This window comes from Streptomyces sp. NPDC005141 (assembly GCF_053599975.1).
The window spans coordinates 96,543-116,161 of the sequence record NZ_JBSFYW010000013.1 but is presented as its reverse complement, the minus strand read 5'-3'; the positions used below and the strand labels follow the sequence as shown (position 1 = coordinate 116,161).

Sequence of the window (19,619 nt, the reverse complement as noted above, 5' to 3'; positions counted from 1 at the left end):
GTCTACGCGGATGGACCTACCTCTGGGCAGGGCGTACGGCGGCTTCCTGCGGCTCAGCCGGGACCTCCGCCGGGGCGGCGGCGTCCAGGTGCGCCGTCTCGTCCGCATCATCCGGCTTTGGCTGGGCCGCCTTGGCCTTCGCCTCGTCCGCGGCGCGGTCCACCTTTTCAGGGGTAACGAATCGATAACCGACGTTCCGGACGGTTCCGATCAGCGACTCGTGCTCCGGTCCGAGCTTCGCGCGCAGTCGTCGTACGTGGACGTCGACCGTCCGCGTACCGCCGAAGTAGTCGTAGCCCCAGACCTCCTGCAGCAGCTGGGCGCGGGTGAAGACCCGGCCCGGGTGCTGCGCGAGGTACTTCAGGAGCTCGAACTCCTTGAAGGTCAGGTCGAGGACCCGGCCTTTGAGCTTGGCGCTGTACGTCGCCTCGTCCACGGAGAGGTCGCCGTTGCGGATCTCCATCGGGGAGTCGTCGTTGACGATCGCCTGGCGGCCCATCGCGAGCCGCAGGCGTGCCTCGACCTCGGCCGGACCGGCGGTGTCGAGAAGAACGTCGTCGATGCCCCAGTCGGCGGTGACGGCCGCGAGGCCGCCCTCCGTCACGACGAGGATGAGCGGACAGCCGGGGCCCGTGGAACGCAGCAGCTGACACAGGCTGCGGACCTGCGGGAGATCACGTCGTCCGTCGATCAGGATGACGTCGGCACCAGGGGTGTCGACGAGAGCTGGGCCTTCCGCCGGAGCCACGCGCACGTTGTGCAGCAGCAGGCCGAGAGCGGGAAGCACCTCCGTCGACGGCTGAAGGGCATTGGTCAGGAGCAAGAGAGAACTCATCGCGCCTCACCCACTTGGGTCGTCCTGCCTTCGTGCACGGTTCGCTCGCCCATAACGTCTGGTTCCTCCTCGGTCCCTGCGAGGACGTTTGCGGCACTGCTCTGTACGTGCGGCTCCCGCGCCCCTGGGATCCGCTGCGCGTCCGGAGCCCCGTACACCTGCGGTTTCCCGCTTCGTATACAACGCTTCCGAAAGCACAAAAGGACCCGGGGGCTACTCTGCCCGAGTCCTCATGCCCAGCAGAATAGCCCACATGAGCTCAGGTCCGGCAGGTCAAGTGACGCGATCTTTCAATAGTCCACGCCTTGAGACAGCGTCGCGCGTCCCTTCACGGAGGTTTCTGCGCACGGTCGACGGGGTGACGATCGACGCCGCCTACGACCCCGGAACGGGGTCGTCAGGTGACCTTGCGTTCATCGTGGCGCACGGATTCACCGGCGCTCTGGACCGCCCGCACGTGCGCCGCGCGGCCGGCGTCCTGGGCCGCCGTGCGGCGGTGGTCACCTTCTCCTTCCGTGGTCACGGCGGATCGGGCGGCCGTTCCACGGTCGGCGACCGCGAGATCCACGATCTGGCGGCCGCGATCGCCTGGGCGCGTGAACTCGGGCACACCCGGATCGTCACCGTCGGCTTCTCGATGGGCGGCTCGGTGGTGCTGCGGCACGCGGCGCTGTACGGGGGGAAGGGCCCGGGGCCCGGTCGTGAGCCGGTGCCCGGCCGGGAGCACGAGGGGCGCACGGAGGCGCGGACGGACGCGGTGGTTTCGGTGAGCGCACCGGCCCGCTGGTACTACCGCGGAACGGCGCCCATGCGGCGGGTGCACTGGCTGGTAACCCGTCCGGAGGGCCGGGTCGTGAGCCGTTTCGGCCTCGGGACCCGTATCCACCACCGTGACTGGGACCCGGTGCCGGAGTCCCCGGTCGAGTGCGTTCCGCACATCGCGCCGACCCCGCTGCTCATCGTCCACGGCGACCGGGACGGCTACTTCCCCGTCGACCACCCGCGGATGCTGGCGGAGGCCTCCGGCGGCCACGCCGACCTGTGGCTGGAGCACGGCATGGCGCACGCCGAGAACGCCGCCGCGGACGACCTGCTCACCCGTATCGGTGACTGGGCTCTCGCACACGCGGGCTAGCCTGACGGGGTCCGCGCGGACACGCGCGCGGACGTGACAGACACCGGATCGCTGATTGAGGGACGAGATGGCAAAGGGCACGGTGCGTTACTGGGCCGCCGCCAAGGCCGCGGCAGGCGTCGCCGAGGAGCCGTACGAGGCGGGCACGCTCGCCGAGGCACTCGACGCGGCCCGCGAACGACACCCCGGCGAACTCGTCCGCGTCCTGCGGCGATGCTCGTTCCTCATCGACGGTGATCCCGTGGGTACCCGAGGGCATGAGACGGTACGGCTGGCCGAGGGCGGCACGGTCGAGGTGCTCCCGCCGTTCGCAGGAGGGTGAGCGAGACGATGAGCAACCAGCCGTACGAGGGTCAGTACGAGGGGTACGACCCGTATCAGCAACCGCAGCAGCAGCCTCAGCAACAACAGTCGCAGAGGCAGTCTCAGCAGCAGCCCCAGCAGCAGCCCGAGTGGCAGCAGCACACCCAGCAATGGGAGGGGCGGACCTGGGAGACGCAGGCGCAGACGCCCGTCTCCGCGGCGGACACCGCCTATCTGCCCCCGCAGGGCTACCAGACGTACGACGAGCCCCAGGGGTACGGCGGCGCCACGGGAGAGCCCCTGCCGTCCGAGACCCCGGCGCGGCCGTGGACCCCGGAGCACGAGCAGGCCGCCCACGGGGCACCCGGCACCGTCGGCCCGGCCGATCCCTCGCGCCCCGGCGGGACGCTCCCCGAGAGCGCGAGCGAGGCCGCCGCGGCCTACGGTCCCGCGACCGTCACCGGCAACGCCAGGATCACCGACGCCCAGCGAGCCCGCGCCGAGGGACGGTCGCCGATCATCGAGCCGGGGATGCAGCCGGCCGCGCTGACGGCGGTGCTCGCGCTGCTGCTCTCGGGGGCGGCGGCGATCGGGGAGTACGCCCTCGTCGTCCCGCTCGTCCTGCTCCAGGCCGTCACCGCGGCGGGATGGTTCCGGCTGAACGGGATGTGGCCCGCCCGGCAGGGCATCGCGCTGGCGTTCGCCGGTGCGCTGACCGCGGACGTCGCGCTGCTCGTCGCGGGCCGGGAGAACGCGCCGGCCGCGATCCTCGGCACCCTCGGTGTGTGGGTGCTGCTGACCCTCGTGCTGCAACTGCGCAGTCACGCCGACCCGGACACCCGGATGTACGGCCTGATGGCGACCGTCGTCTCCGCGGCGCTGTCGATCATCGCGGCCGGGCATCTGGCGGCCGAGCCGGACGCCGTGACGGTGGGCGCCGCCGCGGTCGCCGCGGCGATCCTGGCCCGCGCGCTGCCGCTGCCCACGGCGGCCTCCGCGGTCGTCGCGCTGCTGGCCGCCGCGGGCGCCGGTATCGCGGTCGGCGGGATGACGGACCTGGGCACCCAGGGAGCCTTCCTGGGCCTCGGCGCGGGTGTGTGCGCGCTGATCGGGCACCGGGTGGCGAGCTACGACTACCCGTCCCGGTTCGTCCACTTCACCGCGGGCGTGGCGCTGCCCCTGGCCGCCGCCGCCCCGGCGGTCTACCTGCTGGGGCGCGCACTGGGCTGATCGGCCGTTCCGGCCGTTCGGATCCGGTCGTCCGGCCGCGCCGAATCGTCACAGCTGATCGACAACCACCATGAAGGGCCCCCGTTCCGGGGGCCCTTCGGGGTTAGGCTCACGCTCGGCGGCCACTCGGCTGTCCGGACGGGGCCGTCAAAGGTGGGGAACACCGAGCATGCGCGCACTGCGAATAACCCTGATTCTCTTCGTCATTCTCGGCGGTCTGTTCGTGCTCGCCGACCGGGTGGCGGTCGGGTTCGCGGAGGACGAGGCGGCGGACCGGATCAGGAGCACCGAGGGCCTCGCGGCCACCCCCGACGTGTCCATCGGGGGCTTCCCCTTCCTCACCCAGGTCGTCGGCGGCGAGCTCGACGACGTGAAGATCGGCATCAAGAACTACGAGGCGTCGACGGGCGGCACGGACTCCGCCGCCGGCACGATCCGCATCCACGACCTCAACGCCGAGATGCACGGCGTCGCCTTCAGCGGTGACTACAGCTCCGCCACCGCCAACAGCGCCACGGGCACCGCGTCGATCTCGTACGCCGAGCTGCTCAAGGCCGCCAAGTCCGAGCCCGCGCAGCTCGCGCCCGGCGTCACCGCCCAGGTCATCGGCCTCTCCGACGGCGGCGACGGCAAGATCAAGGTCACCGTCTCGGCGACGGTCCTCGGCACCAAGCTGCCCCAGCCGGTCTCGGTGCTCAGCTCCGTCGCGGTCTCCGGCGACACGGTGAAGGTGCACGCGGACTCCCTGCCCAAACTGGGTGTCCAGCTCGCCGAGGGCAAGATCCGCTCGATCACCGACTTCCAGCAGAAGATCGAGGAACTGCCCGGCGGCATCAAGCTCGACAAGGTCGAGGCGGCCCCGGACGGTGTCGAGATCTCGGTGAAGGGTTCGGACGTCAGGCTGGTCGGGTAGGAGGCCGTACCGGACCGGTCGGGCGGTCGGCGCTCCCGGGCCGGCGCTCCCGGGCCGGTGCGGTCGTCGGTCCTGCCGGACCGCGCTGGCATATGGCCCTGCCGAGCCTGATCCGGCAGATGGCCGGCCCCATCGGCGGCTCCACCGGGCGGCTCCGGTGGAAGCCCTCTCGGAGGGCGGCTGTCCGAAAGGCGAGACGACCCCGTCCGCACCGCAGATGCGCCGGCGATGTGACGACCGGTGCAGGCCCCGGAATCCGTGCGGGCCGGGCCCCGACGGCGTAGGCATACCACTATGCGGACGATCGCGTCTCAACATACGACACGCCGGTGACATGCCCGCCTGTCCGTCCCTACGATCGGACCCATGAAGCGACAGGCGGATCTCACGAAGCGGCGGGCAGTAGACCTGTGCCGCGTCGCCGCCATGCTCTGTCGCACCTTCTGAGCGGAAGCGTTCCCGCCTTCCGCGAGCCGGGCCCTCGGACTTCTCTTGTCGGGGCCACCATTGCGCCGCGCAGCCCTCACCGGCATGCATGACCGCGCACCCTCTCCATCGCACCACCCCGCCGCAACTGCCCCGGAGGAGAACGAGCATGAGCCGCAGCGACGTCCTGGTAGGCGCCGACTGGGTCCAGGATCACCTGGACGACCCGAACGTGGCCGTCGTCGAGGTCGACGAGGACACGTCGGCGTACGAGAAGAACCACATCAAGAACGCCATCCGGATCGACTGGACCAAGGACCTTCAGGACCCGGTCCGCCGTGACTTCATCGACCAGGAGGGCTTCGAGAAGCTCCTCTCGTCGAAGGGCATCGGCAACGACACGCTGGTCGTCCTCTACGGCGGCAACAACAACTGGTTCGCGTCCTACGCCTACTGGTACTTCAAGCTCTACGGCCACGAGAACGTGAAGCTGCTCGACGGCGGCCGCAAGAAGTGGGAGCTCGACTCCCGCGACCTGGTCGACGGCTCGCAGATCCCCGAGCGCGCCGCCACGGCGTACAGGGCCAAGGCCCAGGACACCTCCATCCGCGCCTTCCGTGACGACGTCGTCGCCGCGATCGGTGCGCAGAACCTGGTCGACGTCCGTTCGCCCGACGAGTTCAGCGGCAAGCTGCTCGCCCCGGCGCACCTGCCGCAGGAGCAGTCGCAGCGTCCGGGCCACGTCCCGAGCGCCCGCAACATCCCGTGGTCGAAGAACGCCAACGACGACGGCACCTTCAAGTCGGACGACGAGCTCAAGGAGCTCTACGCCGCCGAGCAGGTCGACCTCGCCAAGGACACGATCGCGTACTGCCGCATCGGTGAGCGTTCCGCGCTCACCTGGTTCGTGCTGCACGAGCTCCTCGGTGTCCAGAACGTCAAGAACTACGACGGCTCCTGGACCGAGTACGGCTCCCTCGTCGGTGTGCCGATCGAGCTCGGCGCCAACAAGTAACCCTCAAGGCCTGAAGGACGGAATCGAAATATGTGTGGAGCGAAGGCCGGCGGCCCCGACGCCTCGACGATCAAGCCCGGTGAGACCACGATCCAGGGTCAGGTGACCCGCGACGGCGAGCCGGTGACGGGCTACGTCCGACTCCTGGACTCGACCGGCGAGTTCACGGCGGAGGTTCCCACCTCCGCGACGGGCCAGTTCCGCTTCTACGCGGCCGAGGGCACGTGGACCGTCCGGGCCCTGGTCCCGGGTGGCACCGCCGACCGCACGGTCGTCGCCCAGACGGGCGGCCTCGCCGAGGTCGCGATCGCCGTCTGAACGGCAGACCGCCGTCCGTGACGGCAGTCGACTGAACGGCCGAAGGGCCGCACCCCCGGGGGTTGGACGCTTACCGGATCGGGGTGCGGCCCTTCGGCTTGCCCTCGCCTCGCCCGCCCCGCCCCTCAGGGGTCCGCCGACGCTGCGCCGGACGGGTTGTCCGGGCCTACGCTGGTGGTATGTACGCGCGCAGGCGTCACCTGTACTTCGCCATGATGGGGACGTGCATCGTGCTGTTCGTTCTCGCCTGGGCGGTCGTACGCCTGTGGTCGGTTCCCGTGGCCGTCGGCATGTGCGTGGTGGCCATGCTGATTCCGCCGGTGGCCGCGATGGTGGCCAACCGGCGGGGGCCCGAGGACAGATGGTGGGACGACCCGTCCGGCGACGCCAAGTCCGACGAGTGGTGGGACGAGCTCGACGGCAAGAAACGGCGGCAGCAGTGAGCCGGCGGCAGTGGTGAAACGGCGGTAGCGGTAGGAGCGGAAAGCGTCTATGTCGCGTACGAGGTTGTCCACGGTGGTGCTCGACGCGCCCGACGCCCATGAACTGGCCGACTTCTACGGGCGGCTGCTCGGATACGAGGTGCAGGCCCAGGAGCCCGACTGGGTGCTCATCGGCCCGCCGTTCGGCGGGATCGCGCTCGCCTTCGAGACCGAGCCGCTCTACACGCCGCCGGTCTGGCCCGCGGGGCCCGGCGACCAGCGCATGATGCTCCACCTCGACATCGAGGTCGACGACCTGGCCGAGGAGACCGCCCGCGCGGTCGAGCAGGGCGCCCGGCTCGCCGACCACCAGCCCCAGGAGGACGTACGGGTGCTGTTCGACCCGGCGGGCCACCCCTTCTGCCTCTGGGTGGACACACGCACGCGGCGCAGACGCGGGCCGTAGAAGCGCGGACGCGGCCCGTAGCGGCGCGGACGCCGTCAGTAGACCAGCGCCTGCGTCCCGTCCGTCATCGCCTCCTGCACGAACACCTGCGCACCAGCGATCCGTACGCCCTCCAGGACGTCCTTCTCCGTGATGTCGCGCCGGGCCGCGCACTGGGTGCACAGGGTGATGCGTCCGGCCGCGAGGATCGAGTCGATCAGATCGGGCAGCGGCGCCGCGTGCGGCAGCTCGAACTCCGCGGCGCGGCCCGGCAGCGCGAACCACGCGGATTCGCCGGTCAGCCAGAGGGAGACCTCGACGCCACTGGCCACGGCCACCGCCGCGACGGTGAACGCCTGTGAGCAGCGCTCCGGGGCATCGGCCCCCGCCGTCACCTTGATCACGAGCTTGTTCGCCATGGCCGCCATGGTATTCCGAATCGTGATCATCACCAGGGCAACCCCGTGTGTGGGCCATGGGTCTCCTGTGCGCGCGGATACGGAATCCGTGCTTCACGTTCGTGGGGGGACGTCTTGGTAGTACCCGAAGGACCCGAAACACCGGAAAGACCGAGCGTGCCCGAGGGTGCGCCGATTGTCGATCCCGGTACGACACCTCGTGAGCCGGCGCAGTCCGCACCGGCCGAGGAATCCCCGGCACCGGCACCGGCACCGGTCAAGGCTCCCGCCCCGGTCCCGGCGCCGAGCGCGGCATCCGGGAGCCTGGTGGAGCCCGTGGAGCCCGTGGAGCCCGTGGAGCCCGTGGAGCCCGCAGAGCCCGCAGAGCCCGTGGAGCCCGCAGAGCCCGTGGAGCCCGTGACGTCCGCGGAGCCCGTGACGTCCGAGGCGACGTCCGTACCGCGTGTGCGCCGCCGCGGCCGTACGGCCCTGCTCATCGCCACGGCCGCCGTGCTCGGTCTCGTCGCCGGCACTTGCACCGGATTCCTGATCCAGGCCGACCGCGAGCCCACCAAGCTGCCCTCGCTGTCGCAGCCGGTGGTGGCCCAGGCCAAGGGCGCAGGTCCCGAGCCGCTGTCCGCCGCCCAGGACCACCGGGTGAAGACGGACGGCGACCTGCGCAAGCTGCTGATCGACCGGCCGAAGGGCACGAAGGTGCCCGACTGGGCACCTGAACGGGACGGCTGGCTGGGCCTGGCCGCCTACGCGGGCTTGCTGAAGGACGCGGACCGTGAGTTCGGCGATCTGGTCAGGGCGGAGTTCCGCCGGGCGGTCGGGGTCAGCTGGACTACGGGCAGTACGTACAACACCCAGATCCGGCTGGTGCAGTACCGCCAGGAGGAGAACCGCAGCGCCGCGGGCCAGGCGGGCGGATGGGACGTGGAAGGCGCCCGCGGCTGGGCTGTCCCCGGTGCGAGCGATGGCATGGTCTACCTCTTCGAGCCGGAGAGGAAGGCCGGCTACCTGCCGTTCTACAAGGCGCAGGCGACGGCCTCGCGCGGTGACATCGCCATGGAGATCTGGATCTACGACTCCAAGCCGATCCCGAAGTCGAAGATCATGGACCTGGCCAAGCGGCAGTTGGAGCGGCTGTGAACGAGCGACCTGTGAACCCGCAGGACACGGAACCCGTCGCGGCGCCGGCCACTCCAGAGCCGCAGGCTCCGGAATCGGCCCCCGCTGAGCCGAACACCCCTGAGCCGAACACCGCTGAACCGGTCTTGCCCGAGTCGGCCGCACCGGAGGCGGTCGCCGCCGAAACCGCGCCGGTGAAGAAGCGCGTACGCCGCGGCCGTATCGCCGCCGTGGCCGGTGCCGTGCTCCTCGCCGGGGCCGTCGTCGCGGGCGGCGCCTACACCGTGGTGACCGTGCAGGACGCCGACCGTGACGCGGGCGCGCCGTCCTGGAAGTTCCCGAGGACCGCGAGCGACGACGGCAAGGCATCGAAGCCGGCGTCGTCGCTCGCCGCGATGCTCGTGCCGTACGACCCGCACCTGAGCCGCGGTCCGGACATCGCCAGGTTCGGCACCGATGCCGCACTCAACGGGGGCGCGGCCACGGCCTTGCGCAAGGAGTCGGTCCGCGATCTGCCGCGTTCCCAGCGGCGGCAGATCGAGAAGCAGATCGACAAGCAGCACACCAAGGGCATCGCCATGCGCAGCTACCTCTACGTCGGCTCCACGGCGGGCGGTGCCGGAACCTACACCGCCGAGATCGAGCTGGCCCAGATCGAGGACAGGAAGGCCGTGCGGAACATGTCGACGTTCCAGAACGGGTTCTTCGACGCCCTCGAGATTTTCCGCTCCGGACCGAGGATCGAGGGCCACAAGAACGCCAAGTGCTTCCTGCCGCCCAAGGACAAGGAGGAGGAGCTCGACATGATGATCTGCTCCGGTTACCAGGGCGACGTGCTGGTCAGCGCCATCGCCTACGCGGCCAAGCCGCTGAACACCAAGGGGGTCGCGCAGCTCTTCCGCGAGCAGCTCGACCGCATAGAGGAGCCGGGGGAGGCGGTATGACCGAGCAGACGACACCGGTCGAGGACGCGAAGCCCGTCGAGACGACGGAACCCGTCGGGTTGACGGCACCGGTCGAGGGGACGGCACCGGCCGAGCGGACCGAGCCGCAGGCCGCCGTACCGCAGCCGCAGGCCGCAGCCCCGTACCCGGGGCCTGCGGGCCCGGTGCCGCCGTTGCCTGCGGCGCCGCCTCTGGCCGTCGAGCCCGAGCCCGCCCCGGCCAAGGTGAGGAAGGACCGCCGGATTCTGCGCGCGGTCCTGCGCTGGACCGCCGCCACCGTGGTCTTCGCCGCGGTCGGCTCGTCCGCGGCGTACGGCATCACACGGATGGAGCGCACCGACGTGCCCGGTCTGGCGACGCAGGCCGACGGGCGCTGGGACTACCCGACGATCAGCAAGCCGCCGCTGCCGTCTGGCAGTCCCGGGCCGTTCGCCGAGTCGAACACGGCCGGGGCCCACTACGCCGATCTGCGCCGGCTCCTGCTCCCCGCCCCGAAGGGCGCCGAGGCGGACGCGGCGCTGCGCGGCGAGGACGGCTGGCTGGCGAGGAAGACCTTCCTGGCGCAGTACGCCGAGAAGGCGGACCGGGAGGCCATGGACCAGCTGCTGACCGACTACGGTCTGCGGCACGTCGCCGCGCGCGGCTGGACCGTCGCCGACGGCACCCGCACGCGGGTCTATCTGCTCCAGTTCGACACAGCCACCGCCGCCTACGAGATCGTGACCGACGAGCTGGCGAACTACGACTCACCGCGGCACGCGCTGCGGGGTGCCACCCTGACCGAGCGGGACGCGCTGTTCCCGGAGCGGGCCGCGGTCGACGAGGTCGTCCGGTACCCGTACACGGAGAGCAAGCCCTACGGCGCCGAGCAGGTCCGTGAGGCGTATCTGTTGGCCGGGGACACCGTCGCCGTCGTCGTGCAGTCCCGCAAGGGTCGGGCGCTCACGGTTCCCTTCCAGCAGACGGTGGTCCTGCAGAGCCAGCTCCTCGGCTGAGGCCGGACGCCCCGACAGGGTGTACCTGAAAGAGAGTGCCGGGCCCCAGCCGCGTAAGCTGGGGCCCGGCCTTGTGTACCTCCCCAGCCTCGGCTGCGCCCGGGCGGGGACCCCGTTCCGCTCATCGAGGAGCACCCCGTGGAGATCTTCTTCGAAACCCTGCTGGTCCTGGTCTGCGTCGGCGTGCTCGCCTTCGCCGGACTGGCCGTGAAGAAGCTGTACCAGGGCCAGCGCTGACCCCCATCAAGGAACTCTTCAGCTCATGATCGAGATCCCGTCGGACCTCCACAAGGACCTGGTCCCCCTTGTCTTCCTGCTCGGCGACTGGGCCGGAGTCGGTGTCCACGACTTCCCCGGCTCCGAGAAATGCAACTTCGGGCAGGAGGTCAGCTTCACCCACGACGGGCGGGACTTCCTGGAGTACCGCTCGCACAGCTGGGTGCTCGACGCGGACGGCGAGAAGGTCCGGCCGCTGGAGTCGGAGGCCGGTTTCTGGCGCATCGACTCCGACCGCAAGGTCGAGGTCGTGATGACCCGCGACGACGGCGTCGTCGAGATCTGGTACGGCGCGCTGGCCGACAAGAAGCCGCAGATCGACCTGGTCACCGACGCCGTGGCCCGCACGGCCGCGTCCGGTCCCTACAGCGGCGGCAAGCGCCTCTACGGCTATGTGAACAGCGACCTCATGTGGGTCGGTGAGAAGCAGACCCCCGAGGTCGAGCTGCGCCCCTACATGTCCGGACACCTGAAGAAGGTCGTCACCCCGGATGACGTCGAGCGCTGGGCCAAGGCCCTGCCCGACGACATGCCGGACGACGGGATCGCCTTCTTCAAGTAGGCCGCCGTGTAGTTCATCAGGTCGGCACCGGCGGGAATGGTCCTAGACTTCCAGTGTGGTGAGCACCGACTGGAAGAGCGACCTCAGGCAGCGCGGCTACCGGCTGACGCCGCAGCGCCAGCTTGTCCTCGAAGCAGTGGACACCCTGGAGCACGCGACCCCCGACGACATCCTCGTGGAAGTGAGGAAGACGGCGTCGGGGGTCAACATTTCCACCGTCTACCGGACCCTGGAGCTCCTGGAGGAGCTCGGGCTGGTCAGCCATGCCCATCTGGGGCACGGCGCGCCGACCTACCACCTGGCCGACCGGCACCATCACATCCACCTCGTCTGCCGCGACTGCACGAACGTCATAGAGGCCGATGTCTCGGTCGCCGCCGAGTTCACCGCGAAGCTCCGGGACACCTTCGGCTTCGAGACGGACATGAAGCACTTCGCCATCTTCGGACGCTGCAAGGACTGCGCGGCCCGGAAGAAGTGATCGAAGAGGCGATCGTGGGGGAAGCGATCGTGAAGAGGCGAGGAGAGGCGATCGGATCGGATGATCATGCGGTCGTCGTCCCAGAAATAAAATCGGCGACCCCGCGGTCGTAGTGTGTATGTCCATGAAGAGCTCCCTCCTGTCCCTGCCCGGCGCCGTTCCCGCCGAAGGCGTGGACGAAGGCGTCGCCGCGCACTACGGCGACCTGTTCCGTGAGCAGCGCGCCCTTGCCGACGGCATCGGCTTCGTGGACCTTTCGCACCGCGGAGTCGTCACCGTCACCGGCGGCGACCGGCTGGCCTGGCTGCACCTGCTGCTCACCCAGCACGTCACCGACCTCCCGGCGGGCCGCGCCACCGAGGCACTGATCCTCTCCGCGAACGGCCACATCGAGCACGCGCTGTACCTCGTGGACGACGGCACGACGGTGTGGATGCACACGGAACCCGACACCCAGGACGCGCTGATCGCCTACCTGGAGTCGATGAAGTTCTTCTACAGCGTCGAAGTCGCCGACCGCACCGCCGACTTCGCGGTCGTCGAGCTCCCGGCCGGTTCGATCGCCGAGGTCCCCGAGGGGGTCGTCGTGCGCGAGACGCCGTACGGCCGTGATCTCTTCCTCCCGCGTGCGGACCTGGACGCGTACGCTGCCAAGGCCGGCCCCGCGGCCGGACTCCTCGCCCACGAGGCCCTGCGCGTCGAGCAGCACCGGCCCCGCCTCGGCTTCGAGACCGACCACCGCACCATCCCGCACGAGCTGGGCTGGATCGGCACCGCGGTGCACCTCCAGAAGGGCTGCTACCGCGGCCAGGAGACGGTCGCCCGCGTCCAGAACCTGGGCAAGCCCCCGCGCCGCCTGGTCTTCCTCCACCTCGACGGCAGCGAGGTCCATCTGCCCCCGCACGGGACCGAGCTGCGCCTCGCGGACGATGACCCCGACGGCCGCAAGATCGGCTTCATCACGACATCCGTACGCCATCACGAGCTGGGCCCGATCGCCCTGGCGCTCGTGAAGCGCAACGTGCCGCTGGACGCCCCGCTGATGGCGGACTCGACGGCGGCGGCGCAGGAGGTCGTGGTCGAGCCGTAGGGCTCACCTCTCGGGGAGGCGCACATCCTCGGGAGGGCTCACCTCTCGGGGAGGGCCCACATCCTCGCGAGGGCTCACATCTCCAGGAGGACGGTGAACGGGCCGTCGTTCGTCAGGGAGACCCGCATCCGGGCGCCGAAGCGGCCCGTGGCCACCGTGGCGCCCAGAGCGCGGAGTTGGGCGACGACCTCGTCGACGAGGGGCTCGGCCACATCGCCGGGGGCGGCGGCGTTCCAGGTGGGGCGGCGGCCTTTGCGGGCGTCGCCGTACAGCGTGAACTGGCTGATGACGAGCAGCGGCGCGTCGATGTCGGAGCAGGACCGTTCGTCGGCCAGCATCCGAACGGACCAGAGTTTGCGCGCGAGTTGGGCCGCCTTCTCCTTGGTGTCCTCGTGCGTGACCCCGACCAGGACGCACAGTCCCTCGCCGTTGATCTCGCCGACCGTCTCGCCGTCCACGACGACGCTCGCGCCGTCCACCCTCTGCACCACCGCACGCATGCGGACCATGATGCCGTGTCACGGTGACGCCGCGCTCTGCGGGCCCTTCGCGTGATTTCCAGAGGTAACCAACCCGCCATCTGGGGCTGATCGGGTCACTCGGTCACATAGCGACCATCGGGGGTGGCACCATGCGGGGTGTTGCGGCGCACCCGTTGGGTGGGCCGCGCCGGTCGAGGGGACGGTAGAGGCACATGAGCACATCGAGGACCGGGCAGCAGCCCGGGGCCGTGTCATTGACCCGCATGAGTGAACGGGTGGGGAGGATGACGGCCCGGCCGCCGGTGCAGCGCACCGACAGCAACCCGCCGGCGGCCGATCCGGCCCGGCCCGGCACCGCCGTGCTCCGGCTGCCCGAACTGCGGACGCTGCGCCGCGACGCCCAGCGGGACGAGGCCGACCTCAGTTATGTCCGGCGGCTGCTCCAGGGTCGTATCGACATCCTGCGCGCGGAGCTCGCGCGCCGCGGGGAGCGGCGGGTGCCCGGCGCGGTCTCCGGACCCCGGTCGCTCGTGGACGGCGGGAAGCCGTCCGTCGTCGAGCGGCTCTCGGAGATCCTGACGGACGCGCCGGCCCGGCACCGCTCCTCGGCCCGCCATGTGACGGTGGGCACGCCGCGCGGCGAGGAGTACCGGGCACTGGCGGCCGACATGCTCGGCGAGGTGGAGCTCTCGGATCTGGACGCCCGGACGGACGAAGAGCTGGTCGCGGGAATGGGGCGCCTCGTCCGCTATGAGCAGCAGGTCTCCCGGCAGCGCCAGCAGCTTCAGCGCACGGCCGACGATTGCAGCGCCGAGATCGCCCGCAGGTACCGTGAAGGCGAAGCACAAGTAGACGACCTGCTCATGTGACGTGGCGGCCCCGGCGATCCCGGGGCCGAGGGTGCGCCGGATCCAGTAGGCGCGCGCCCGCTCCGCGCAGGCGGGGGTGCGGTCCGGGACACGACCCGGCCGACGCCTTCCGAGCGGGTCCCCGTTCCGGAAGGCCACCGCCGATGCCCGTCGCTCCCAGCACGCCCGAAGGCTCCCCCGCTCCCGACGACTCCTCCGACATACCCGGCATACCCGTCACGCCGGGTGCGCCCGGCACACCGAGCGCACCCGGTGCACCCGGCACGACGGGCGGCACGGGCAGGACGGGAACGCCAGGTGGGGCCGGTACACCCGCCGCACCCGCTGTACCCGGCGGGCTCCCGGTCCTCGCCGAGGTCGTGCGGTCCGGCTTCGTCGAGGGCCACCACCGCGGCAGCCTGGTCGTACTCGCCGCGGACGGGACGGTCGAGCTGGTGCTCGGCGACGTGACGGCGCCGGTCTTCCCCCGCTCGTCGAACAAGCCCATGCAGGCCGCGGGTGTCCTGCGCGCGGGCCTGGACCTGGCCGGGGAGCGCCTCGCCCTCGCCGCCGCGAGCCACTCCGGGGAGATCTTCCACCGCGACCTGGTCCAGAAGATGCTCGTCGAGCACGGTCTGACCGCCGAGCGGCTCCAGTGCCCGCCGGACCTGCCGCTGGACCCCGTCGAGGCCGAGACCTACCTCGCCTCCGGTGCCGTCCGCGACCGGGTCACCATGAACTGCTCCGGCAAGCACACGGCGATGCTCGCGGTGTGCTTGCAGCGCGGCTGGCCCACCGATTCGTACCTCGATCCCGGGCACCCCCTCCAGCAGCTGATCCACTCGGTGGTCGAGGAGGCCGCCGGGGAGAGGGTCGCCGCGGTCGGCACGGACGGCTGCGGGGCGCCCCTGATGGCCATCACCCTCACCGGCCTCGCCCGCGCCTTCCGCTCCTTCGTCCTCGCGGCCCCCGGCTCCGCCGAACGCCGCGTCGCCGACGCCATGCGCACCCACCCCGAGTACGTGGCCGGCACCCGGCGCCCCGACACCTGGCTGATGCGTGAGGTTCCGGGCGCCCTCTCCAAGATGGGTGCCGAAGCCGTCCAGGCGGTCGCCCTCCCCGACGGCCGTGCCCTCGCCTTCAAGATCGACGACGGCGGGGGCCGGGCACTGGGCCCGGTCCTGGCCCGCGCGCTGGGCCTGCTGGGTGTGGACGCGCCGGTGGTGACCAGGATCGGCAGCGCGCCGCTGCTGGGCGGTGGCCGCGAGGTGGGGGAGATCCGGGCGGCGTTCTGAGAGGGATGTCGAGCAGGAGAGAGGGCGCGGAAATCCCCGCGACACTCCTTCGGCGGACACCTAGCGTGGCCCCATGACCCCGCACGACGCCATCGACACGATCGATGTACGACCGATCACCGACCCCGACATCCCCGGCTGGCTGCGTGCGCTGAAGACGGGGTTCCTGCAGTCGCCGGCCGTCTCGGAGCAGGAGGCCGAGGCCCGGGCGTCGGCGCTCATCCTGCCGAGGACGCTGGGCGCGTTCGACGGGAACCGCTGTGTGGCGACGTTCAGGTCGTTCCCGCAGGAACTGACCGTGGTCGGCGGAGCGACCGTCCCGGCGGACGCGATCTCCAGCGTCACCGTCTCGCCCACGCACCGCCGCCGGGGCCTCCTCACCCGCATGATGGAGGCCGACCTGGCGGCGGCCAAGGAGCGGGGCGATGTCGTCGCGACGCTCATCGCCGCCGAGTACCCGATCTACGGCCGGTACGGCTTCGGCGCCGTCACCACGAACGCCGAGTGGACCATCGACGTACCGCGCACCGGTCTTGACCCCCGCTGGGCGGGTCCGGCCGACGGCGGCCGTATCGACCTCGTGGACGCCGAGGACGTCCGCAAGACAGGTCCCGACCTGCACGAACGGTTCCGGCGCGAACGGCCCGGCGCGGTCGGTCGGGACGACCGCTGGTGGCAGATCAACACCGGCCTGCTGAACCTCGGCGGCGACCCCTGGAAGGAACCGTTCTACGCCGCGTACCGCTCGGCGTCCGGTGAGGTCGAGGGTCTGGTCTCCTACGAGTCGGACGACAACTGGGGTGACGCCAACCAGCCCCAGAACACGGCGGAGGTGAACTGGCTGCTCGCGGTGACGCCGGCGGCCGAGCGCGCCCTGTGGTGGTACCTCTGCTCGATCGACTGGATCGCCCGGGTCAAGACCGGCCGACGCGCCCCCGACGACCTGCTGCCGCACTTCCTGCCGGACCCGCGCGCCGCCCGCATCACCACCCAGTCGGACTGGCTCTGGGTGCGGATCCTGGACGTCGTACGGGCTCTGGAGGCACGGACGTACGGTGCTGCCGGGACGCTCGTGCTGGAGGTGCTGGACGGGAGCGGGCCGGCCGGCGGCCGCTATCGGCTCCAGGCCGCCCCGGACGGTACGGCGACCTGCGCGCCGACCACCGAGGAGGCGCAACTGACCCTGTCCGTGGCGGACCTGGCGATGCTGTGGCTCGGTGACGAGTCCGCGGTACGGCTGGTGGCGCTGGACAGGGTCCGGGAACGGCAAGAGGGCGCCGCCTCCGTTGCCGACGCCCTGCTGCGGACGTCCAGGCGACCGTGGTGCCCGGACATCTTCTGAACTGCTGCTGCCGGTCGGGTGGTTCTCCTTCCACGCGGGTGCCGAGTTCTGATCCGTAGCGATTCAGTTGTGGTTGTGGTGGTGCGGTGGTGCGGACCGACCGGGCTCCCGGCTCCCCTCCGGAGGGGAGCCCGGTCGGCCGGACTGGCGGACGGTGGCGTCCGGTCAGCCGGACTGGGCGAGCAGCATCACGAGGATCACGGCCCCGATGCCGCTGATCATGGTGTTCCTGGCCTTGAGCCCGACGGACAGCGCGACGAACGCGATGATGCCCATCGGCCCGTACTCCCACTGGATGAGTTGCTCGAATCCGATGGCGAGGGCGGCGACGGCGAGGGCGACGAGCGGCATGACGGTCCCTCCTTCGGGACGGGGAGGCGGACCCCCGCTGAGGACCGTCCGCCTGGACCACCTGGCGTGCAGGCGGCACTTCGGCGGCCAACCCTCCGGAAGTTTGACCATGTTGTGCAAGTTGGCTACCAACTCATTCTTAGTTATCTCCGTGTTGGGGCGACTAATAACCACCTATCCGGCAACTGCCCAAAGATGGCGGGAAGTTGTAGTGTTCTGGTTGTGGAGCCGGAGCATGCCGCCGTCAACGGGCGGAACAGGTCACCACGGCCGCCGAGGTCACACCGTGAGGTGGCCGACGAGCTGCGCAGCCGGATCAGGTCCGGTCAGCTGCGGGCCGGCCAGCGCATGCCGACCCAGGCCAGACTGGCCGACGAGTTCGGCGTCGAGCGCGGCGCGGTGCGCCAGGCGCTGCGCATCCTGCAGTCGGAGCACCTGCTCGTCAATGTGTCCAAGGGGAGCCCGGCGACGGTCGCGGACCATCCGGAGAGGGCTCTGACCGGGCCCGGAGCCGCACCTTTGCCCACTACGGTGGCGCTCGGCCCGCGCATAGCGGCCGCCTTCGCCGCTCCTCGTGTGGCGATAGACGCACTCTGCCTCACGTCGATCTCGCTGACCCTCGCCATGGGCGAGCCCCTGCGGCAGATTCACGCCGGGCGAATAAAACCAGCCAGGGTGGATGTCCGTGTGCTGCTTCCGAGCAGTGACATCGAACTCGCCTTCCCGGCGCCGGTCGATGCGGGCTCCGACGGCCGGCTCCAGCGCAACTGGCTGGCCAACCGCAACGCCCAGGGGCAGGTCCTGCGGCACAATCTGCTGGCGCTGCGGGCCACGCACGGCATCGACGTGCGGGTCGCCTTCCGCGCGCTGCCCTTCACCCCGCCCGTGAAGCTGTACCTGCTCAACGAGGCGGAAGCGCTCTTCGCGTACTACACGCTCACGCGGCGGGGCGAGGAGATCGACCACGAATACCTGGAGATGTACGACGCCGAGGGCACGCAGTCGATGCTGTTCCCGTTCGGCCAGGGGGCGGGACTGCGGGACACCACGTTCGTGGAACAGTCCCACCTCTGGTTCAACGCGCTGTGGGAGACGATCAGTTCGGAACTGCTGTTCACGAACTGATGGCCGGCCCCGCGACCAGCAGGGCCAGTACGACGGCCCCGACGGAGCTGCACGTGGGGCTCTTCGCCTTGATCCCGATGGTGAGCAGCAGCAGCCCGACGATGCCCGCCGGTCCGTACTGCCATTGAACGAGTTGCTCGAAGCCGACGACGAAGACGGCGGAGAGGAGGGCGATGACGGGCATGGTGGTTCCTCCTGCTTCTGCAGTGACGTGCTCGGGGTGGTAGATGCCGCAGATGGTCGAGAGGAGGCAAAAGTTCCGCCATCTTGGCCAAGTTGGCAACCAACTGTGCCTATGTTGTCCCCACTTGGTGACCGTGCATAAACAACTTTCAAACAACTCCCCGTAGATGGGGGAGAGTTGTACCGTTTGGTCGTGACTCAGGAGAACGTTGTGGTGAGTGACAGCGACAGAAGGCTTTCGCCCCAGCAGGTCGCCGACGTCCTGCGGGAGCGCATCCGATCCGGCGACCTGAAGGCGGGCGACCGCCTGCCCACCCAGGCGGAGTTGGCCGACGAGTTCGGTGTCGAGCGCGGTGCGGTCCGGATGGCGCTGCGCGCGCTCCAGGAGGACGGCCTTCTCAGCAATGTCAGCAAGGGCAGTCCGCCGCGGATCGCCGACATCGCCCCCACCAGGGACGGACCGCAGCCGACGATGGTGGGCCTCGCGCCCCGTCTCGCCGAGGCGTTCTCCGTGCCGCACGTACGGATCGACGCGGCCTGCCTCACCGCGGAGACGCTGATGGTGGCGCTCGGTGAGCCGGTCCGCCAGATCCACGACGGCAGGATCCGCCCGGAGCGCATTGACGTCCGGATCCTGCTGCCCAGCCGGGAGATCAACCTGGCGTTCCCGATCTCCGTCGACGGCCGCAGCGACGACGACCCGGTCCACAGGCGCTGGCTGGAGCAGCGCAACGCCCAGGGGCAGGTCCTGCGTCACAATCTCCAGTCCCTGCGCTCGTCCCACGGCATCGACGTCCGCGTGACCTTCCGGGCGCTCCCGTTCACGCCGCCGGTGAAGCTCTACCTGCTCAACCAGGCGGAGGCGCTGATCGCCTACTACATGATCAGCAAGCGCGAGGAGACCGTGGACAGCGCACCCCTGGAGATGTACGACACCCTCGGCTCCGCGTCCCTCCTCTTCTCCTTCGAGAAGGGAACGAGCGGGCGGGACGACGCGTTCGTCGACGAATCCCAGAGGTGGTTCGACGCTCTGTGGGAAACCATCACCACGAACCTGAAACTCACCTGACG

At 70.4% G+C, this 19,619-nt stretch carries 25 protein-coding genes; 20 read left to right on the top strand and 5 right to left on the bottom strand.

All coding sequences use genetic code 11. The features are described 5' to 3' along the window. Positions 1-16 precede the first annotated feature (16 nt). The gene (locus ACWD68_RS13400) at positions 17-835 is read right to left on the bottom strand and encodes a winged helix-turn-helix transcriptional regulator (RefSeq protein WP_451806553.1); all 819 of its coding nucleotides are present in this window, start codon (positions 833-835) and stop codon (positions 17-19) included. 253 nt (positions 836-1,088) lie between these two features. On the opposite strand from ACWD68_RS13400, the gene ACWD68_RS13395 reads away from it, so the two are divergent. From ACWD68_RS13395 to ACWD68_RS13355, 9 genes are all read left to right on the top strand, one after another. After that, the gene (locus ACWD68_RS13395) at positions 1,089-1,970 is read left to right on the top strand and encodes an alpha/beta hydrolase family protein (RefSeq protein ID WP_451806552.1); all 882 of its coding nucleotides are present in this window, start codon (positions 1,089-1,091) and stop codon (positions 1,968-1,970) included. Between the two features lie 67 nt (positions 1,971-2,037). After that, on the top strand, positions 2,038-2,292 hold the full coding sequence (locus ACWD68_RS13390; RefSeq protein WP_081218128.1) for a MoaD/ThiS family protein: 255 nt from the start codon (positions 2,038-2,040) through the stop codon (positions 2,290-2,292). Between the two features lie 8 nt (positions 2,293-2,300). Further along, positions 2,301-3,503, top strand: a complete 1,203-nt coding sequence (locus tag ACWD68_RS13385) for a hypothetical protein (protein WP_451806551.1) — start codon at positions 2,301-2,303, stop codon at positions 3,501-3,503. Between the two features lie 169 nt (positions 3,504-3,672). Then, a complete protein-coding gene (locus ACWD68_RS13380) occupies positions 3,673-4,416 on the top strand; it encodes an LmeA family phospholipid-binding protein (protein ID WP_451806550.1) in 744 nt (247 codons plus the stop codon). Positions 4,417-4,782: 366 nt separating this feature from the next. Continuing rightward, complete coding sequence (locus ACWD68_RS13375; RefSeq protein WP_350310325.1) at positions 4,783-4,863, top strand: putative leader peptide; 81 nt, start codon at positions 4,783-4,785, stop codon at positions 4,861-4,863. A 148-nt stretch (positions 4,864-5,011) separates the two neighbouring features. Further along, positions 5,012-5,857, top strand: a complete 846-nt coding sequence (locus ACWD68_RS13370; protein ID WP_451806549.1) for a sulfurtransferase — start codon at positions 5,012-5,014, stop codon at positions 5,855-5,857. 30 nt (positions 5,858-5,887) lie between these two features. Further along, complete coding sequence (locus ACWD68_RS13365) at positions 5,888-6,175, top strand: DUF1416 domain-containing protein (protein WP_054232391.1); 288 nt, start codon at positions 5,888-5,890, stop codon at positions 6,173-6,175. Positions 6,176-6,354: 179 nt separating this feature from the next. Continuing rightward, complete coding sequence (locus ACWD68_RS13360) at positions 6,355-6,618, top strand: DUF3099 domain-containing protein (RefSeq protein ID WP_451806548.1); 264 nt, start codon at positions 6,355-6,357, stop codon at positions 6,616-6,618. A 49-nt stretch (positions 6,619-6,667) separates the two neighbouring features. After that, positions 6,668-7,063: a VOC family protein gene (locus ACWD68_RS13355; protein WP_451806547.1), complete on the top strand. Its 396-nt coding sequence runs from the start codon at positions 6,668-6,670 to the stop codon at positions 7,061-7,063. Positions 7,064-7,098: 35 nt separating this feature from the next. Here ACWD68_RS13355 and ACWD68_RS13350 read toward each other — a convergent pair whose 3' ends face one another. After that, entirely contained in the window at positions 7,099-7,461 is a 363-nt protein-coding gene (locus ACWD68_RS13350) for a DsrE family protein (RefSeq protein ID WP_451806546.1), read from the bottom strand. Positions 7,462-7,776: 315 nt separating this feature from the next. Between ACWD68_RS13350 and ACWD68_RS13345 the strand changes: the two genes are divergently transcribed. The 6 genes from ACWD68_RS13345 (at position 7,777) to ygfZ (ending at position 12,922) form a co-directional block, all read left to right on the top strand. Next, positions 7,777-8,595, top strand: a complete 819-nt coding sequence (locus tag ACWD68_RS13345) for a hypothetical protein (protein ID WP_451806545.1) — start codon at positions 7,777-7,779, stop codon at positions 8,593-8,595. Next, positions 8,592-9,518, top strand: a complete 927-nt coding sequence (locus ACWD68_RS13340; protein ID WP_451806544.1) for a hypothetical protein — start codon at positions 8,592-8,594, stop codon at positions 9,516-9,518. Before ACWD68_RS13345 ends, ACWD68_RS13340 begins: the two co-directional genes overlap by 4 nt. Further along, positions 9,515-10,513: a hypothetical protein gene (locus ACWD68_RS13335; protein ID WP_451806543.1), complete on the top strand. Its 999-nt coding sequence runs from the start codon at positions 9,515-9,517 to the stop codon at positions 10,511-10,513. Before ACWD68_RS13340 ends, ACWD68_RS13335 begins: the two co-directional genes overlap by 4 nt. 262 nt (positions 10,514-10,775) lie before the next feature. Beyond that, complete coding sequence (locus ACWD68_RS13330; protein ID WP_451806542.1) at positions 10,776-11,351, top strand: FABP family protein; 576 nt, start codon at positions 10,776-10,778, stop codon at positions 11,349-11,351. Between the two features lie 55 nt (positions 11,352-11,406). Then, on the top strand, positions 11,407-11,832 hold the full coding sequence (locus tag ACWD68_RS13325) for a Fur family transcriptional regulator (protein WP_266760165.1): 426 nt from the start codon (positions 11,407-11,409) through the stop codon (positions 11,830-11,832). A 124-nt stretch (positions 11,833-11,956) separates the two neighbouring features. Continuing rightward, positions 11,957-12,922 carry a CAF17-like 4Fe-4S cluster assembly/insertion protein YgfZ gene (ygfZ, locus tag ACWD68_RS13320; RefSeq protein WP_451806541.1) on the top strand — a complete coding sequence of 322 codons (966 nt, stop codon included), beginning with the start codon at positions 11,957-11,959 and terminating at the stop codon, positions 12,920-12,922. 74 nt (positions 12,923-12,996) lie between these two features. On the opposite strand, the gene dtd is transcribed toward ygfZ, so the two are convergent. Then, positions 12,997-13,422 (bottom strand): D-aminoacyl-tRNA deacylase, encoded by a 426-nt coding sequence (gene dtd, locus ACWD68_RS13315; RefSeq protein WP_451806540.1) that lies wholly within the window; start codon positions 13,420-13,422, stop codon positions 12,997-12,999. Between the two features lie 194 nt (positions 13,423-13,616). Here dtd and ACWD68_RS13310 point away from each other — a divergent pair, with 194 nt between their 5' ends. The 3 genes from ACWD68_RS13310 (at position 13,617) to ACWD68_RS13300 (ending at position 16,889) form a co-directional block, all read left to right on the top strand. After that, a complete protein-coding gene (locus tag ACWD68_RS13310) occupies positions 13,617-14,273 on the top strand; it encodes an RsiG family protein (protein WP_451806539.1) in 657 nt (218 codons plus the stop codon). Between the two features lie 143 nt (positions 14,274-14,416). Continuing rightward, positions 14,417-15,547 carry an asparaginase gene (locus tag ACWD68_RS13305; RefSeq protein WP_451806538.1) on the top strand — a complete coding sequence of 377 codons (1,131 nt, stop codon included), beginning with the start codon at positions 14,417-14,419 and terminating at the stop codon, positions 15,545-15,547. A gap of 73 nt (positions 15,548-15,620) precedes the next feature. Next, a complete protein-coding gene (locus ACWD68_RS13300; protein WP_451806537.1) occupies positions 15,621-16,889 on the top strand; it encodes a GNAT family N-acetyltransferase in 1,269 nt (422 codons plus the stop codon). A 165-nt stretch (positions 16,890-17,054) separates the two neighbouring features. On the opposite strand, the gene ACWD68_RS13295 is transcribed toward ACWD68_RS13300, so the two are convergent. Next, complete coding sequence (locus tag ACWD68_RS13295) at positions 17,055-17,240, bottom strand: hypothetical protein (protein ID WP_266760158.1); 186 nt, start codon at positions 17,238-17,240, stop codon at positions 17,055-17,057. Between the two features lie 216 nt (positions 17,241-17,456). Between ACWD68_RS13295 and ACWD68_RS13290 the strand changes: the two genes are divergently transcribed. Then, positions 17,457-18,365: a winged helix-turn-helix domain-containing protein gene (locus ACWD68_RS13290; RefSeq protein ID WP_451806602.1), complete on the top strand. Its 909-nt coding sequence runs from the start codon at positions 17,457-17,459 to the stop codon at positions 18,363-18,365. Here the strand turns inward: ACWD68_RS13290 and ACWD68_RS13285 are convergent. After that, positions 18,355-18,549, bottom strand: coding sequence for a hypothetical protein (locus tag ACWD68_RS13285; RefSeq protein WP_451806536.1), 195 nt, complete (start codon positions 18,547-18,549; stop codon positions 18,355-18,357). The genes ACWD68_RS13290 and ACWD68_RS13285 overlap by 11 nt on opposite strands. Positions 18,550-18,735: 186 nt before the next feature. Here ACWD68_RS13285 and ACWD68_RS13280 point away from each other — a divergent pair, with 186 nt between their 5' ends. Then, entirely contained in the window at positions 18,736-19,617 is an 882-nt protein-coding gene (locus ACWD68_RS13280) for a GntR family transcriptional regulator (RefSeq protein WP_451806535.1), read from the top strand. Positions 19,618-19,619 lie beyond the last annotated feature (2 nt).

Excerpts from the sequence above, each read along its gene's own strand:
- ACWD68_RS13395 (WP_451806552.1), top strand. The coding sequence starts at position 1,089 with ATGAGCTCAGGTCCGGCAGGTCAAGTGACGCGATCTTTCAATAGTCCA.
- ACWD68_RS13365 (WP_054232391.1), top strand. The coding sequence starts at position 5,888 with ATGTGTGGAGCGAAGGCCGGCGGCCCCGACGCCTCGACGATCAAGCCC.
- dtd (WP_451806540.1), bottom strand. The coding sequence starts at position 13,422 with ATGCGTGCGGTGGTGCAGAGGGTGGACGGCGCGAGCGTCGTCGTGGAC.
- ACWD68_RS13295 (WP_266760158.1), bottom strand. The coding sequence starts at position 17,240 with ATGCCGCTCGTCGCCCTCGCCGTCGCCGCCCTCGCCATCGGATTCGAG.
- ygfZ (WP_451806541.1), top strand. The coding sequence starts at position 11,957 with ATGAAGAGCTCCCTCCTGTCCCTGCCCGGCGCCGTTCCCGCCGAAGGC.
- ACWD68_RS13380 (WP_451806550.1), top strand. The coding sequence starts at position 3,673 with ATGCGCGCACTGCGAATAACCCTGATTCTCTTCGTCATTCTCGGCGGT.
- ACWD68_RS13300 (WP_451806537.1), top strand. The coding sequence starts at position 15,621 with ATGACCCCGCACGACGCCATCGACACGATCGATGTACGACCGATCACC.
- ACWD68_RS13400 (WP_451806553.1), bottom strand. The coding sequence starts at position 835 with ATGAGTTCTCTCTTGCTCCTGACCAATGCCCTTCAGCCGTCGACGGAG.
- ACWD68_RS13335 (WP_451806543.1), top strand. The coding sequence starts at position 9,515 with ATGACCGAGCAGACGACACCGGTCGAGGACGCGAAGCCCGTCGAGACG.
- ACWD68_RS13330 (WP_451806542.1), top strand. The coding sequence starts at position 10,776 with ATGATCGAGATCCCGTCGGACCTCCACAAGGACCTGGTCCCCCTTGTC.
- ACWD68_RS13360 (WP_451806548.1), top strand. The coding sequence starts at position 6,355 with ATGTACGCGCGCAGGCGTCACCTGTACTTCGCCATGATGGGGACGTGC.
- ACWD68_RS13310 (WP_451806539.1), top strand. The coding sequence starts at position 13,617 with ATGAGCACATCGAGGACCGGGCAGCAGCCCGGGGCCGTGTCATTGACC.
- ACWD68_RS13285 (WP_451806536.1), bottom strand. The coding sequence starts at position 18,549 with ATGCCCGTCATCGCCCTCCTCTCCGCCGTCTTCGTCGTCGGCTTCGAG.
- ACWD68_RS13390 (WP_081218128.1), top strand. The coding sequence starts at position 2,038 with ATGGCAAAGGGCACGGTGCGTTACTGGGCCGCCGCCAAGGCCGCGGCA.
- ACWD68_RS13385 (WP_451806551.1), top strand. The coding sequence starts at position 2,301 with ATGAGCAACCAGCCGTACGAGGGTCAGTACGAGGGGTACGACCCGTAT.
- ACWD68_RS13350 (WP_451806546.1), bottom strand. The coding sequence starts at position 7,461 with ATGGCGAACAAGCTCGTGATCAAGGTGACGGCGGGGGCCGATGCCCCG.
- ACWD68_RS13305 (WP_451806538.1), top strand. The coding sequence starts at position 14,417 with ATGCCCGTCGCTCCCAGCACGCCCGAAGGCTCCCCCGCTCCCGACGAC.
- ACWD68_RS13370 (WP_451806549.1), top strand. The coding sequence starts at position 5,012 with ATGAGCCGCAGCGACGTCCTGGTAGGCGCCGACTGGGTCCAGGATCAC.
- ACWD68_RS13375 (WP_350310325.1), top strand. The coding sequence starts at position 4,783 with ATGAAGCGACAGGCGGATCTCACGAAGCGGCGGGCAGTAGACCTGTGC.
- ACWD68_RS13355 (WP_451806547.1), top strand. The coding sequence starts at position 6,668 with ATGTCGCGTACGAGGTTGTCCACGGTGGTGCTCGACGCGCCCGACGCC.